The sequence below is a fragment of the Pirellulales bacterium genome, assembly GCA_036267355.1.
Lineage (GTDB): Bacteria > Planctomycetota > Planctomycetia > Pirellulales > DATAWG01 > DATAWG01.
Genome location: DATAWG010000076.1, coordinates 126,383 through 139,903, shown reverse-complemented (window position 1 = coordinate 139,903; position 13,521 = coordinate 126,383). Strand labels below are relative to the sequence as shown.

Annotated in this window: 14 protein-coding genes and 1 tRNA gene; 8 read left to right on the top strand and 7 right to left on the bottom strand. The window is 60.6% G+C overall.

The window, feature by feature from the left end; genetic code table 11:
- The first annotated feature begins 186 nt into the window (after positions 1 to 186).
- The 5 genes from VHX65_12335 to VHX65_12315 all read left to right on the top strand — a co-directional run bounded on the left by VHX65_12335 (position 187) and on the right by VHX65_12315 (position 4,765).
- The gene (locus tag VHX65_12335; GenBank protein HEX3999331.1) at positions 187 to 792 is read left to right on the top strand and encodes a hypothetical protein; all 606 of its coding nucleotides are present in this window, start codon (positions 187 to 189) and stop codon (positions 790 to 792) included.
- Between the two features lie 120 nt (positions 793 to 912).
- Positions 913 to 2,397, top strand: coding sequence for a 3-isopropylmalate dehydratase large subunit (leuC, locus tag VHX65_12330; protein HEX3999330.1), 1,485 nt, complete (start codon positions 913 to 915; stop codon positions 2,395 to 2,397).
- Positions 2,398 to 2,487: 90 nt separating this feature from the next.
- Positions 2,488 to 3,084 carry a 3-isopropylmalate dehydratase small subunit gene (gene leuD, locus VHX65_12325; protein ID HEX3999329.1) on the top strand — a complete coding sequence of 199 codons (597 nt, stop codon included), beginning with the start codon at positions 2,488 to 2,490 and terminating at the stop codon, positions 3,082 to 3,084.
- A 90-nt stretch (positions 3,085 to 3,174) separates the two neighbouring features.
- Positions 3,175 to 4,359 carry a hypothetical protein gene (locus VHX65_12320; GenBank protein HEX3999328.1) on the top strand — a complete coding sequence of 395 codons (1,185 nt, stop codon included), beginning with the start codon at positions 3,175 to 3,177 and terminating at the stop codon, positions 4,357 to 4,359.
- An 82-nt stretch (positions 4,360 to 4,441) separates the two neighbouring features.
- Positions 4,442 to 4,765, top strand: a complete 324-nt coding sequence (locus VHX65_12315; GenBank protein HEX3999327.1) for a hypothetical protein — start codon at positions 4,442 to 4,444, stop codon at positions 4,763 to 4,765.
- Positions 4,766 to 5,038: 273 nt separating this feature from the next.
- On the opposite strand, the gene VHX65_12310 is transcribed toward VHX65_12315, so the two are convergent.
- From VHX65_12310 to VHX65_12295, 4 genes are all read right to left on the bottom strand, one after another.
- Positions 5,039 to 6,352: an amidase gene (locus VHX65_12310; protein ID HEX3999326.1), complete on the bottom strand. Its 1,314-nt coding sequence runs from the start codon at positions 6,350 to 6,352 to the stop codon at positions 5,039 to 5,041.
- A gap of 401 nt (positions 6,353 to 6,753) precedes the next feature.
- A complete protein-coding gene (locus tag VHX65_12305; protein HEX3999325.1) occupies positions 6,754 to 7,311 on the bottom strand; it encodes a PSP1 C-terminal domain-containing protein in 558 nt (185 codons plus the stop codon).
- Between the two features lie 48 nt (positions 7,312 to 7,359).
- Entirely contained in the window at positions 7,360 to 7,581 is a 222-nt protein-coding gene (locus VHX65_12300) for a hypothetical protein (protein HEX3999324.1), read from the bottom strand.
- A gap of 48 nt (positions 7,582 to 7,629) precedes the next feature.
- A complete protein-coding gene (locus tag VHX65_12295) occupies positions 7,630 to 8,574 on the bottom strand; it encodes an alpha/beta hydrolase (protein HEX3999323.1) in 945 nt (314 codons plus the stop codon).
- 323 nt (positions 8,575 to 8,897) lie between these two features.
- Here VHX65_12295 and VHX65_12290 point away from each other — a divergent pair.
- Positions 8,898 to 8,971: transfer RNA gene (locus VHX65_12290), tRNA-Ile, on the top strand.
- A 68-nt stretch (positions 8,972 to 9,039) separates the two neighbouring features.
- Here VHX65_12290 and VHX65_12285 read toward each other — a convergent pair.
- Positions 9,040 to 9,381, bottom strand: coding sequence for a hypothetical protein (locus VHX65_12285; GenBank protein ID HEX3999322.1), 342 nt, complete (start codon positions 9,379 to 9,381; stop codon positions 9,040 to 9,042).
- Positions 9,320 to 9,598, bottom strand: coding sequence for a hypothetical protein (locus VHX65_12280; GenBank protein HEX3999321.1), 279 nt, complete (start codon positions 9,596 to 9,598; stop codon positions 9,320 to 9,322). The genes VHX65_12285 and VHX65_12280 overlap by 62 nt, the downstream gene beginning before the upstream one ends.
- 556 nt (positions 9,599 to 10,154) lie before the next feature.
- Here VHX65_12280 and VHX65_12275 point away from each other — a divergent pair.
- Both VHX65_12275 and VHX65_12270 read left to right on the top strand, forming a co-directional pair.
- Positions 10,155 to 10,775: a response regulator gene (locus tag VHX65_12275; GenBank protein ID HEX3999320.1), complete on the top strand. Its 621-nt coding sequence runs from the start codon at positions 10,155 to 10,157 to the stop codon at positions 10,773 to 10,775.
- Between the two features lie 656 nt (positions 10,776 to 11,431).
- Complete coding sequence (locus VHX65_12270) at positions 11,432 to 12,073, top strand: response regulator (protein ID HEX3999319.1); 642 nt, start codon at positions 11,432 to 11,434, stop codon at positions 12,071 to 12,073.
- A 205-nt stretch (positions 12,074 to 12,278) separates the two neighbouring features.
- Here the strand turns inward: VHX65_12270 and VHX65_12265 are convergent, their stop codons facing one another.
- A complete protein-coding gene (locus VHX65_12265; GenBank protein ID HEX3999318.1) occupies positions 12,279 to 13,358 on the bottom strand; it encodes an Mrp/NBP35 family ATP-binding protein in 1,080 nt (359 codons plus the stop codon).
- Between the last annotated feature and the right edge of the window lie 163 nt (positions 13,359 to 13,521).

Sequence of the window (13,521 nt, the reverse complement as noted above, 5' to 3'; positions counted from 1 at the left end):
TAGCGGCGCTGTCGTTTACCCTGCCGCTCCTCTTCCGCCTGCCACTCTGGAACACATCTCCGCGCTACCGCTCCACCCACAGGCCAGCTAAAATCAGGCAATCAATCTCCGGAAAGCGACAAAACATCGTGAACGCTTACCCGGTGGGGTGCTGAGTTGATCACTTCTCACGCTAGCCTCGATCTCGTGGTTCTGGCTGCGGATAAGAATATCGAACTTAACATACAGGGCATTCTGGCCAGAAAAGAATCGCTCAGCATTCGAGCAGTGAGGCACAAGATCTTTGTTCATCCAGAAAGTGATCCAGGATGCCATTTGCGGTGCCAAGATTTTCTCGCGAGTTTTACTCGACTCTATAAGTACGCCCTCGTGATCCACGACCACGAAGGCTGCGGACGTGAGGCAATTGACAGGGTCGGACTTGAGGCGGACATCGAAAATCGACTGGCAAGCCGGGGCTGGAAAGATCGTTGTGCGGCTGTCGTAATCGAACCGGAATTGGAAGCATGGGTTTGGAGTGATTCGCCTCCTATCGCAACAGTGCTTGCGTGGCCAGACGAAGTTGGAAGTCTTCGCCAGTGGTTAGAGTTGCAAGGCTTCTCGAACGACGCGCTGGGCAAGCCGGTTAAGCCCAAAGAGGCTCTCGAGCGAGTCCTGCGCGAACGGCGAACACCAAGGTCATCCAGCATTTACTTTCGCTTGGCGGCAACGGTGAGCTTGCGCCGGTGCCTTGACCCGGCCTTCGCCAAGCTGAGGGCGACATTTCAAGATTGGTTCGGTCTGCCAGAATGACGCCACGTCCGCCCACTGCCCCATGTCCGGTTCGCGGGTATAATTGGGTTTGATATAAACTTGGCTACTTGCCGCCAAACAGGCCGCTTTCTCGCGTTTTTTGAGGGTCATCTGCTCGCCATGTCGAATTCGTCGCACACCAATGCCGCCGGCTCTTCGCCGGCCGCTTCGAACGGGTCGCAAAAACCGCGCACGATGGTCGATAAGATCTGGGATGCGCATCGGGTTTATTCCGAGCCCGGGCAGCCGGATATCCTGTATATCGATCTGCACTTGGTGCACGAAGTGACCAGCCCGCAGGCGTTCGAAGGATTGCGTTTGGCGGGCCGAAGGGTTCGCCGGCCGGAGCGGACGGTGGCCACCGCCGATCACAATGTGCCCACGACCGATCGCTCGCTGCCGATCGCCGATCCGATTTCGCGGCAGCAGATCGAAACGCTGCGGACCAATTGCCGGGAGTTCGGCGTCCGGCACTACGATCTCGACAATCGCAAGCAGGGGATCGTCCACATCATCGGGCCGGAGTTGGGTCTGACGCAGCCGGGCATGACGATCGTTTGCGGCGATAGCCACACCGCCACGCACGGCGCGCTGGGCGCCCTGGCCTTCGGCATTGGCACCAGCGAAGTCGAGCATGTGCTGGCCACGCAAACGCTGCGGCAAACGCGCCCCAAAACATTCGAGCTGCGCGTCGACGGCCAATTGGCCCCCGGCGTGACGGCCAAGGATGTCATCCTCTGGCTCATCGGCCGGATCACGACCGACGGCGGCACCGGCTACGTGATCGAATATACCGGCAGCGTCGTCCGGGCGCTGAAAATGTGGGAGCGGCTGACGGTTTGCAACATGTCGATCGAGGCCGGGGCTCGGGCCGGCATGATCGCGCCCGATCAAACCACCTACGATTATCTCCGCGGCCGCGAGTTTGCCCCGAAGGATTTCGATGCGGCCGTGGCTCGCTGGCAACAGCTTCCGAGCGATCCCGGCGCGGTGTACGATCGCGTCGAAATTTACGATGCGAAAGAGATTACGCCGCAAGTCACCTGGGGCACGAACCCCGGGCAGGTGGTGGCCGTCGATGCGGCCGTACCGGATCCGTCGGGCTTCGCCAACGACGACGAACGCAAAACGGCGGTTCGGGCGCTGGAATATATGGACCTCAAGCCGGGCATGCCGATCACCTCGATCCCGCTCGACCGCGTGTTCATCGGTTCGTGCACCAACGCCCGGATCGAAGACCTGCGGGCCGCGGCGGCCGTGATCGGCGGCTATCGCGTCGCGGCGAGCGTGCATGCGATGGTCGTGCCCGGCAGCGGGCAAGTGAAACAGCAAGCCGAGGCGGAAGGGCTCGATCGAATCTTTCGCCAAGCCGGTTTCGAATGGCGCGAGGCCGGTTGCAGTATGTGCCTTGGGATGAATCCCGATATCTTGCAGCCGGGCGAGCGCTGTGCATCGACGAGCAATCGCAACTTCGAGGGGCGCCAGGGCCGCGGCGGCCGCACGCACCTCGTTTCGCCGGCCATGGCCGCCGCTGCCGCGGTGACCGGTCATTTCGTCGATATCCGGGGGTGGAAGTATCACGAGGGGCGAGGGGCGAGGGGCTAGGGGCGAGAAAAAAGATAAATTGCGGGCGGTGGCTCGCTTGCGGTTTCGCGCGTTGGCCGGCTTCTAATCCAAATTTGAACATCGAAATTTATGCAGCCATTCGTAAAACACACTGGGCTGGTCGCATCGCTGGATCGCTCGAATGTCGACACCGATCAGATCATTCCCAAGCAGTTTCTCAAACGGATCGAACGGACCGGTTTCGGGCAATATCTGTTCTTCGATTGGCGATTGAATCAAGATGGGACGGAAAATCCCGATTTCGAATTGAATCGGCCGGAGCTGCGCGGCGCGAGCGTGCTACTGGCGCGGCGAAATTTCGGCTGCGGCTCGAGCCGCGAGCATGCTCCTTGGGCGCTGGCCGATTTCGGCTTTCGTGCGCTGATCGCGCCGAGTTTCGCCGATATTTTCTACAACAACTGTTTCAAGAACGGCCTATTGCCGGTCCGCCTGCCCGACGATGTGGTCGACGAACTATTCCGCCGCGCGGCCGAGCATTCCGGCTACAAACTTTCGATCGATCTTGAAAGCTGCATGGTCAGCGATGAATATGGATGGTCGACCGAGTTTCCGATCGAGCCATTTCGGCGGCATTGCCTGTTGAACGGTCTCGACGACATTGGCCTTACGCTGGCCCATGAAGAAAGCATCTCGGCCTACGAACAATCGCATCCGGCGCTAAGGTAACGGATTGGGCGTCGCGACGAGTTGAATGCCTGTGCAAACCGCCGCTTCTCGCTTGCGGTTTCGCGCGTTCTGAAATTTACCGGAGCATCGATGAATCGAACTCGCCCGCCGTCTCGCGATTGCCCCTATTGGGGATTGCTTCTGTTGCTCGCGGTTGGATTGCTTGCATCCGCTTCGAATTTCGCAATCGCCGATTCCGCCGCTCCGGCGGTGAAGACGGAGACCGTTGTCGCCGGGCTCGACACTCCGCTGGCGGTGGTCGTGCGGCCAAACGGCGGCGATCTGTTCGTATCCGAAAGCGGCGCGGGGCGCGTGGTGCGGATCGTGCCCGGCAAAGATGCCAAGCCGCTGCCGGCGATCACCGGCTTTCCGGTTGGACAAGCGCCCGACTTGCCGGAGCTGCGGGCCGGGCCGCTAGGGTTGGCTTTTTTTCCCGCGACGGAGTATCTCGTCGTGGGCAGCGGTGGGGAAGGGCCGGGAAAAGACGCCGTGCGGTTGTTTAGCCTGCCGGCAAACAATAAGCCCCTTTCGCTCGACGACGCCAAAAAGGTGTTGACGATCCAGCCCGATAGCCATGGTGAAAAGCCAGAGGCTCAAAGCGCGACGGGCGAAAGTTGGTTCTACGCGGTAGCCGCCGCATCGACGCATCGCCAGGGCACGCGTTCGCCGGGTGCGACCGAGGGCTCGGAACTGGTCCCGTATGCGATCTTCGCAACTTCCCACGGCGATGCCGGCGGGTTGGTATCTCGGGCCTGGACGCCCGAGGCGAAAGACAAGCACCACGAAATGATTTTTGCCCCTTTGCGACCACTCATCGCCACCGCGAAATTGGCCCACACCGGCAATCCGTCGGCGCTCGTGATCAGCAAACGAAACGAACTGGTCGTCGGCGAAGGCGGAAAACTCGACAAGTCGCCCGACAGTTCGCTCTCGTTCTACAATCCGTCGAACGGCAAATTGCTGCTCAACCTGCCGACCGGGTTATTGGACATCGCCGGCTTGGCGTATAGCCCACAAACCGGTCTGCTGTATGCCGTCGACGCGGCTTGGGCGGATGCTGCCAAGGCGGGGTTGTATCGGCTCGATGCGAGCGAAAGTGGCGGCGAAATGGGCGTCAAGGCCGTCAAAATCACATCGCTCGATCGGCCGACCGCCTTGTGCTTCGCCCCCGACGGCGTCTTGTATGTTACGATCCTCGGCCCCGCCCGCCCCGCCGATGCCAAACCCGGCGCCCCCAAAACTGGCCAACTCCTAAAAATCACCGGCGGCCTGTAATCGGTTCGAAGCCGCCCCGCCATCGCCCGTTCGCGCGACTCTTCGTCCCTAACCCCTCACCCTATCCCCTAACCCTACCTTCATGTCTTCTCGCCGCGAAAAACTCGAAGCCATGTTGGCCGACGATCCGCGCGACGTGTTCCTTCGCTACGCGCTGGCGTTGGAACTCGACAAGGAGGGGGACCGAGCGGGCAGCCTCGCGCGTCTTGCCGAATTGCAGCGCGACGAGCCGCCGTATGTGCCGGCTTTTTTCATGGCCGCCCAGCAGTTGGTTTCGCAAGATCGGATTGCCGAGGCCCGCACCGCGCTTCGCGAGGGCATCGAGCAAGCGCGCATCCAAGGCAATGCCCACGCCGCCGGCGAAATGAGCGAACTGCTCGCCCAATTAGGCGCCCGCGGCGAATGACGGGCCGGCGAATGGCCGCCCCTGCTCGCAGCCGTTGGTTGAAGAATTGGCTGGCTCGGAACATCGGGCTGGCAGGACGATTTAGCAAGCCACTACCGGTGCCCCATCCCCTTTTTCAGGTGCGGATTCCCTCCACTGCGTCCTTTTAATCCAGAGAAAAATCGTGAGCCTTGTCGTCGCCTCCAAGGGTCGAAGTCAGGGGCTTCCTCGGCGCGCGGTCCACTCTGCCATCACCCAATATATTCCGCTTCAAAGGTCGAGCCACGTTCGAGGTTAATCGGCACTCGCCGGTTCAACCCCTCTCTCGCACCAGGCGGCGGCATTCAGCAATTGTTCTTCGGCGTCGCGGGCGGCGACCAATTGCAGGCCGATCGGCAAGCCGGCGGGGGTTTGGCCGCAGGGAATCGTCGCGGCGGGGAGGCCGGCGTAGGTCCAGGGAGCGTTGAAGCGCGGGTCGCCCGTAGTGTCGAGTCGCGGTGGCGGTGGGCTGACCGTGGCCGGCATAACGAGAACTAGCCCGCTCGCTTCGCCGCCGGCGAACATCGCGGCCATGTCGGCCATGAAGCGGCGCTGATGGGAACGAGCGTCTTCAAGATCGCTGGGAGCGATGGCCAGTCCTTCGCGGATCAGCTCGGCGATTCGCGGGGCGTAATCGGCTGCGTGGCGGGCGAATTGTTCGCGATGCACTTCGGCGGCGCCGTTGGCCATAATTCGCCGATGCATGGCATGGGCGGCAGTGAAACTGGCGGGGAGCGACACGGCATGTATTTTTGCCCCCGCCGCGCGGAGCGCTTCGAGCGCCCTGTCGATCGCCTCCTGCACGGGCTCCTCGGCCCAAGCCATGAAAAATTCATCGACGAATCCGAGCGAGACTGGCTCGCGGCGTTCGGCCGCTGCCGCCGCGATCGGCCGGCCTTGAAGCACGCCGAGAATCACACGCGCATCGTCGACGCACGACGCCATCAGCCCCACCGTGTCCAACTCGCGGCTGAGCGGGAACACGCCCGCGGCGTCGATGCTGCCGAACGTGGGTTTGACGCCGACGACGCCGCAATACGCGGCCGGCCGGATGACGGAGCCGCCGGTTTGTGTGCCCACGGCCCCCCAGCACATTTGGGCGGCCACCGCTGCCGCCGACCCGCTGCTCGATCCGCCGGGAGTGTGCGACAAATTCCAAGGGTTTCGGGTCGGCGGTGGATCGACATAGGCGAATTGCGTCGTGACTGTTTTGCCGAGAATCACAGCGCCGGCCGCACGGAGACGCGCCACGAGCGGCGCATCCCGCTCGGCAATGTGAGCGGTTCGCCACGGCGCGGCGGCGACGGTCGGCAGGCCGGCGACGTCGATGATGTCTTTTATGCCGACGGGAATGCCGTGCAGCGGACCGGCAATTTCGCCGCTGCGGGCCTGGCGGTCGCGCTCGTCGGCCGTCGCTCGGGCCGATGCGTCATCGACACGGACCCATGCGCGAATCGAATCGTCGCTATCGCGAATTTGCCGCAGGCAGCGGTCGACCAATTCGCCGGAGGTAAGATGGCCCTGCCGCATTTGTTCGACGGCGGTGGCGATGGTGGGGCGATGCAGCATTTGCGAACAACCGAAATTTGCTTTTCCGTAGCCCAGGCTCTTAAGCGCTTTTAAGCCTGGGGCGTCGAGCCCAGTCATCGCGCCTTTCCGCCCCGTTCACGGGGTTGACCGATGGCGGCTTTAGCTATCTGGCAGCGCCCGACGTTCAACGGTCATTCCCGAGCTAAAGCCGCCGCTTCGGTAAGCCCGCTGAAGCGGGCCGAAAATACCCCAATTTTCGTCGTGGTCCCCGGCATAAATGCCGGGGCAAGGGAAAAGGCCGGTCGTATAAATCATCTCGCCTTTCAAGAAGTTAAACGGTTCTTGGCAAGGGGGCGTTACGTACAACCGCCGGCTCAATGCTTTCGGGTGCTGCATCCTCCCGCGACGTCTTACTCACCCTTCACCCCTCGCCCCTTGTTTCAATGCTTTCGGGTGCTGCATGCTCCCGCGACGGCGCAGCCGGCTGCGCAGCTCGAACAGCCGCCGCCGCTCGCTTCGTCGGTTCCGCAGCCCGGGCCGCAACCGGTCGCCAGCGTGTCGGCAAAGCGGCCGAATTCGGCGGCTGCATCGTAGGCTTGCGCCAGTTCGCCGGCCAGCGATTCCAATTCCGGCGGCACCACGCCAAGGAAATAGAAGAACAGCGACCGACCATCGAAGAGATGCTCGACATCGATGAGCGTGGCGGAGACTCCCAGCCCGAGAATCTTCTCGGTGCAAGCGTCGAAGGCCGCCTGGCGGTTCTTTTCCAGCCGGGCCTCGAGCAGTTGGTCTTCGACCGTCATCGCGCGAAGAATCGAGCCGTCGGGCTGAGTTGGTCCGGCCGCATCGTTGGCCGCGCCAAGCACTTCGCCGATTTCCAAACCGCGCGCGGTTCGCAGAACGACCTTTCGGCCGCGTGGATAGCCGACCGCATCGACGGCGGTGAACCGGCCGACGTGGCCCATCGCTCCGACACGAACTAGATGATTTCGCCACATAGTGCAATTCTGCGTTGCCGGCGGCCGGATGCCAAGCCGAAAGCCGCGTCAATCTTTGTCCTGTTCTTCCCCAGGAGACCGTTCAATCAGCCCCTCGAAGAAGGCGCATAGTTTGCGGCGGTGATCGCCAGTTGCAGTATGAATGATGACGGCCTGGCCCCGGCCGGCGGTTTCAATTTTCCTCACGCCGAACCCCACTCCTTTGAGCCGCTTCCTGACCTGCGAGGCTCCGAGATTGACGTAGAGCCGATAGCCCTTGATATCTGCCATGACTGCCGTTTCCCACGCGAACCACGTCTACCATTGCCGCCAAACAAGTTACCGCCTCTCCAACACTCCCTCCGTGAATTCGAAAACCGCTTGGGTCGGCTTGTCGTCGGGCGGGCCCATGTCGGCATTGAGCTTGACGTGATTCGTTCTCTCGGCAGCAAACAGCTTCGCCGAAACGCCGGCTTCTTGCAGGGCTTTGGCGAGCCGCTCGGCTTGTGGCCGTGTTTCCGGATGATTTGCGACATAGACGAGCAAGAACGGCGGAATGCCCTTGCCGCGGGCGATGTGCATGACCGACGACAAATCTTTTTGGCTTTGCTCGTCGCCAAAGGCTCGTCTAAAAAAATCTGCTCGCTTCTTTTCCACAGTGGCAATCTGCATCGGCAGATCGTAGGTGTCGCCATCGACCGGGATGCAGCCTTTGACAATCGAGAGCGGCAGGCCCTCGGCCTTCAGGTAGCGCTGGTCCGTGCAAATCAGGGCCGCCAGTTGCGCTCCGGCGGAATGACCCATCACGAAGATCGCGTTCGGATCGCCGCCGAACTCGGTAGCATGATCGTGGGTCCACCTCAGCGCTTTTGCCACGTCTTGGGCAATCAGCTTGGGCGTCACGGCGGGAAACAATCGATAATTCGTCGAAACGAACACAAATCCCTTCTCGACGAAAGCCGGCGGTTTCTTATCCACGTCTTGTTTGTCGCCGCTTTGCCAGCCGCCGCCATGAATCCAAAACACGATCGGATGGTCTTTGCCCCGGCTTGGAGCATAGACATCAAGAGTCTGCTTAAGCTCGGCCGAAAAATAACTTCCGCTTTTTGAACCCCGCACCCTGCCCTCTGGCGCAAGGGGAGAAGGCTCTGTGGAGAAATTGTTTTTCGGCCGAGCCTTATCGCTTTGTGCCCCGGCATAGGGCAAATCACGATGCATCACCGGATCGGCGGCGAGGGCGGGGGAGGCGACAAGCAGGATCGCTGTGGCGACGATCGTGTTCATTGGGACAGTTTCCGTTCGGCGTTCTGCGGCGCAAAGCCGTTAGCGTGGCAACTGCCATGGTAGTTGATTGCTCCGCGGCAAGACAATCCAGGGGCCCGCGGCAATAGATCATGGCGCCCGATTCATGGCCAGAACCACTATGACGGCTCGCCGTCGGTGGCTGAATGCCGGTCAGACGAAATTGCCGCACGCATCCAGGGCGGCGTACTACGGCCTCTGCATTGCAACCGTTTGCTATCCCCGCCGCCAAGAGCGGCAAATTCCCAAATTCCCGGACGGGGTTTGCGAACCCGCTAGGGCTCTGTTAGTCTCGCCAGGGAGGCGGGCCCGTAGCTCAATCGGTTAGAGCAGCAGACTCATAATCTGTTGGTTCCTGGTTCGAGTCCAGGCGGGCCTAATGACTTACGTCGATTCGCGGTTTTCAACCTTCCAAAAAACTGCCACCCGTTTTCAAACTTCCACGGTTCAGCCGCTCGCCTTGGTGATCAAAAAGTCTGGCACGAAAACCGCCTCTGTCGCTTTCTTCATCTTGTCGGATAGTTGGATGTATCGCAGCGTGGTCGTGAAAGACTTGTGCCGCATTTTCTTCTGCAACACCGGGGCGGGCATGCGGTCCGCGTTCAGCGTCGCATAGCCGCGCCGCAACGCGTGGAAGCCGTAGCAGTGGCAGCAGTCGGTGCATTCGTGCCGATCGGCATAAGGGCATGGCAGATTGATTCCAGCCGCCTTTTGAATCCAGTGGAATTCAACCCATAGCGTCCCGATGGTCGTGCGGCCAGAAGAATACCATCGGCCCGAAATGGGCAAGGCGTTTCAGGTGGTCGATTGCCGTCGGCGGGAGATAATCGCAGTCGTCGCGCTTCCCCTTGTTCGTCGCCGCGCGGGTCATAATCGCGCCGGTGTCCAGGTCCAGGTCGTCCCGTTTGAATTGCAAAATCTCTTCAATGCGCCAGCCGATGGTCAGAGCGAACACCAACAGAGCCCGCCACCAGTCGGCGGTTTCGTAGCCCTGCGCCGCGGCCATCGTGGCCTTGCCGCATGCGTCGTCGCTTGCTTGGGCGAACGCGGGAAGCGGTGTTCGCAAGCTCGACGCTCGCACGTTCGCCGCGACTCAATACGACGAACGATGGCTTTGGCGAGAATGCGGTCGGCATCGAGTCCGCAGCCGTCGTCGGCGGTTCGAGGTTTTTCCTCGGCAGCGAGCGACTTTTCCTCTGGGTTTTATGGCATTTCAAAGAATTCTGGCCCAATTGCCTTTTTCCGCAGCGCCGTTTTGGCACCGCACTTGCAGAAAATTACGCAAGCCCCACAATACAGCGAATGGGGATTGATCGGCGAGATGAAATCCACGTCGCAGTGGCAAAACAGTCATGCCATGGCGCACGTATAGGCGGAATTCCGCCGTCTAACGGAGGTGACGCGTGCCTCCTCCGCGCGGCAAGCGGTTGGTCAGGGGACAGTAAAAGTCGGCATAATCGACTTCCGATCCGCGCATTTCGGCGGACTTCGCCCGCCTTCTTGCGACGGAAGCGGCATTTCGCTTCAATTCTTCTGCCAGTTTTGAGCGGACAGGGGTCGCCATGAATCGCGAACCGATCGTATACATCGTTGATGATGACCCGGCCTATTCTGAATCGATGTCGGTGTTGCTCATTTCGATCGGATTGAAGTCGAAATGTTTTTCCAGCGGCCTGGATTACTTGAATCAGTTCGACTCGCAGGCGCCCGGGGTTTTGCTGCTCGACGTCCGTATGCCGAATATCAGCGGTCTGTCGTTGCAAGAGCGGTTGTCGAAAGAGCCCTTGTGTGTGCCGATCATCATTTTGACCGGCCATGCCGATGTGCCAACCGCCATTCGCGCGATGCAGCGGGGAGCGGCTGGATTCTTTCAGAAGACGCTCAGCGAAATGGAACTGTGCGATGCAATTCAGAAAGCGGTCGCCGAGGATGCCAAGCATCGCGCCGAGCATGCCAAGCACGCGAAAATTCTAGCTCGCATGGACCGGCTCACACCGGCCGAGAAACAGGTGCTCGAGCTGATTCTGGTAGGCCGCCCAAATAAGACGATCGCTTCGAATTTGGGCGTAAGTCGTCGCGCGGTGGAAGATCGCCGGTCGCGGATCATGCAAAAACTCGAAGTCGATTCGCTGCCGGAACTGGTGCGGCTAGCGTCGGACGCGGGCATGGGGCCGCAGGAATGACAAGGTCGACCGGAAAACAACTTCCGCTTTTTTTTTGAAACTCCTCACCCGCCTTCTCCCGCAAGGGGCGAGTCCGCTGCGGAGAAGTTATTTTTCGGCCGATCCCAAGTTGGATAATTGCGGGAACTGCTTCCGAAGGCGTCCTGGTTTGGACATCGCGGCGCAGATCTTTTGGCTGGCAAGGTGTGTTCGAAACGCCGGCTGCTGCTCAACGTGGAAAGACGCATGCGCCCCGTGGTCAATCCTCTCGCCGCTGCATGCGGCGATGCGATAGGATGCTACTTGTGGCGAATAGCGACCGGCAGTCGGCGATCCTGGTGCCCGCCGCTTAGCTCATTTCGCAACTTCTGAATCCCTGAGCCCGCCACGGTCTTTTCGCGGCTCTTCGTTTGCGTTCGCTTGCTCTGCATTGCGTGAATCGCGCATTTGCATCGTGCATTTGCAGGACATCCACAGGTAGATGCTGTTAGAGCGTGGACAATCGTCTGCGGAACGTGGTTTTGCGCTCTTCGGGCATAAAACGACTCGAAGGTAAGATAGCCTTCTAGTGGGGCCACAAGCGTCTCCAAAATCAACCGTGACGGGTCTCGGCGACTCCGCCGATAAAAGTTCGCGGGGCACAATTGGTCAGATGCTTGTAGATCGAAGGCAACTCTGTGCCACCGGCAACCACGATTTTCATCATTGACGCCGATGCGGCTTTTGTCCACACCGTCTCAGCGCTCGGAAAATCGATGGGGCTCGAGATCTGTTGGTTTAGCTCCGGAGAGGAATTTTTTCGCCAGTTCGATTCCGAACGCCCCGGCTGCCTGGTCTTGGAAGTGCGGCTCTCCGATATGTCGGGGCTGGATGTTCAACAGCGGCTCAAGGCGATGCCAATTTCACCGCCAATCATTTTCGTCGTGGCCAAGGCCGATGTGCCCACCGTCGTGCGCGCGAAACGGATGGGAGCGGTCAATTTCATGCTCAAGCAGAGCATCAGCGAAACCGAGCTTTGGGAATCGATTCGCACCGCGATCGAACGCGATGCCGCTGATCGAGCCGTTCACGAACATCGACGATCACAACTCGAGCGCCTGTCGCGACTGACCGGGCCTGAGCGACAAGTTCTCGATTTGCTGCTTTCCGGGAATAGCAATCGCCACATTGCAGAAGTGCTTGGCGTCACGCGGCGGGCGGCCGAAAGCCGGCGCGCGCGGCTGATGCGGAAGCTGGGGGCGAACTCGCTTCCCGATCTCGTTCGGTTCGGAATCGACGCCGGCCTCTTTGGCGCCGTCGAGGGCGAGCCGGAAGCCTAAGGCTCGGCGAAAAACAACTTCTCCACAGACCTCTCTGGCCTTGCGGGCGAAGGCAGGCTGTGGGGTTTTGAAAAGCGGAAGTTACTTTTCGGCCGAGCTTAACGCGCCCGCGGATTCCGGCGGCGGCGAGCCGTCTTTCCACGAAACCGCATGTACGCGCTCGTGCAAGAACTTGGTTCTAGCCGAGCCAGAACCGTTTTGGTTTCTACAGCACAGGCAACGACGGCAACGGAGGTTTGCGGCGATTCGCGTCTGCAAGGTTTCTTACCAGCCGGTGGCAGATCGCTTCGAAAAAGCCGGCCGTGGCTGGCTCGTCGAAGTCGCGCGACGTTTGACCGGCGTCGCCATTCTCGCGGATCGAGATATGAATCGGCACCTCGCCCAGGAAGGGAATCGCAAGCTCGGCGGCTCGCCGGGCCGCCCCTCCCGACCCGAAAATATCGTAGCGCTTGCCGCAACTCGGGCAAAGAAAATAACTCATGTTTTCGACCATCCCCAACACCGGGATCTGCACCTTGCGAAACATGGCGATCGCCTTCACCGCATCCAAGAGCGCGAGATCTTGCGGAGTACAAACCACCACCGCACCGGTGAGCGGCAGCAATTGCGAAAGCGTCAGAGCGATGTCGCCGGTGCCGGGCGGCATGTCGATCACCAGGTAATCAAGTTCGCCCCATAGCGTGTCGCGCAAAAACTGCGTGATCGCGCCATGCAACATCGGACCCCGCCACACGACGGCCTCACCCGCCGGAACAAAAAACCCCATCGAAATCACGCGCATCCCCGCAGCTTCGACCGGCAAAATCCGGCCATCGCGCGCCTCGGGCTTGGCGGTGATTCCCAACAGGTGCGGCACGCTTGGTCCGTAAACGTCGGCATCCATGAGCCCGACCGAAGCGCCGGCTCGCTTGAGCGCGAGCGCCAAACAGGTGGCGATCGTGCTCTTGCCGACGCCCCCTTTGCCCGAGCCGACGGCAATTACGCTCTTCACCATCAAGCCCATCTGGCCGAGCTTTGCCGGCGGCCGATGATGGACCGACAGCTCGACTTTCACATCTTTCAATTCGGTGAATCTTGCCCGCAGCAGTTCGGTCAGCTCGGCCTGTGTTTCGCGCCACAGCGGGGCGGAATGCGTGGTCAGCGCGAGCGTTAGCGAAAGCGCGCCGTGATGCAGCCGCAGATCGTGAACCTGCCCCATCTCGGCGACGCTACGGCCGGTTTCCGGGTCTTTGAATTCCGCCAACACGGTTTGAACGGCCGCTTCCGTCAATTGGCCTTCGGCCATCGCGATTCTCCAGGGCGATTGTTTGTCGGCTTGTGCAATACGCTTTGTACCTTGGATACCACCGCGTCTGCCAGTGGACCAGCACGCTAAAGCGTGAACTCCAACAGTTGGAGTTCACGCTTTAACGTGCTGCCGGCAAATTAAATTCAACCACTCGATAGGT

Coding starts and splice junctions, on each gene's coding strand:
- VHX65_12300 (HEX3999324.1), bottom strand. CDS start 7,581: ATGGCAGATATCAAGGGCTATCGGCTCTACGTCAATCTCGGAGCCTCG.
- VHX65_12305 (HEX3999325.1), bottom strand. CDS start 7,311: ATGTGGCGAAATCATCTAGTTCGTGTCGGAGCGATGGGCCACGTCGGC.
- VHX65_12280 (HEX3999321.1), bottom strand. CDS start 9,598: ATGGCCGCGGCGCAGGGCTACGAAACCGCCGACTGGTGGCGGGCTCTG.
- VHX65_12315 (HEX3999327.1), top strand. CDS start 4,442: ATGTCTTCTCGCCGCGAAAAACTCGAAGCCATGTTGGCCGACGATCCG.
- leuD (HEX3999329.1), top strand. CDS start 2,488: ATGCAGCCATTCGTAAAACACACTGGGCTGGTCGCATCGCTGGATCGC.
- VHX65_12310 (HEX3999326.1), bottom strand. CDS start 6,352: ATGCTGCATCGCCCCACCATCGCCACCGCCGTCGAACAAATGCGGCAG.
- VHX65_12275 (HEX3999320.1), top strand. CDS start 10,155: ATGAATCGCGAACCGATCGTATACATCGTTGATGATGACCCGGCCTAT.
- VHX65_12295 (HEX3999323.1), bottom strand. CDS start 8,574: ATGAACACGATCGTCGCCACAGCGATCCTGCTTGTCGCCTCCCCCGCC.
- VHX65_12320 (HEX3999328.1), top strand. CDS start 3,175: ATGAATCGAACTCGCCCGCCGTCTCGCGATTGCCCCTATTGGGGATTG.
- VHX65_12265 (HEX3999318.1), bottom strand. CDS start 13,358: ATGGCCGAAGGCCAATTGACGGAAGCGGCCGTTCAAACCGTGTTGGCG.
- leuC (HEX3999330.1), top strand. CDS start 913: ATGTCGAATTCGTCGCACACCAATGCCGCCGGCTCTTCGCCGGCCGCT.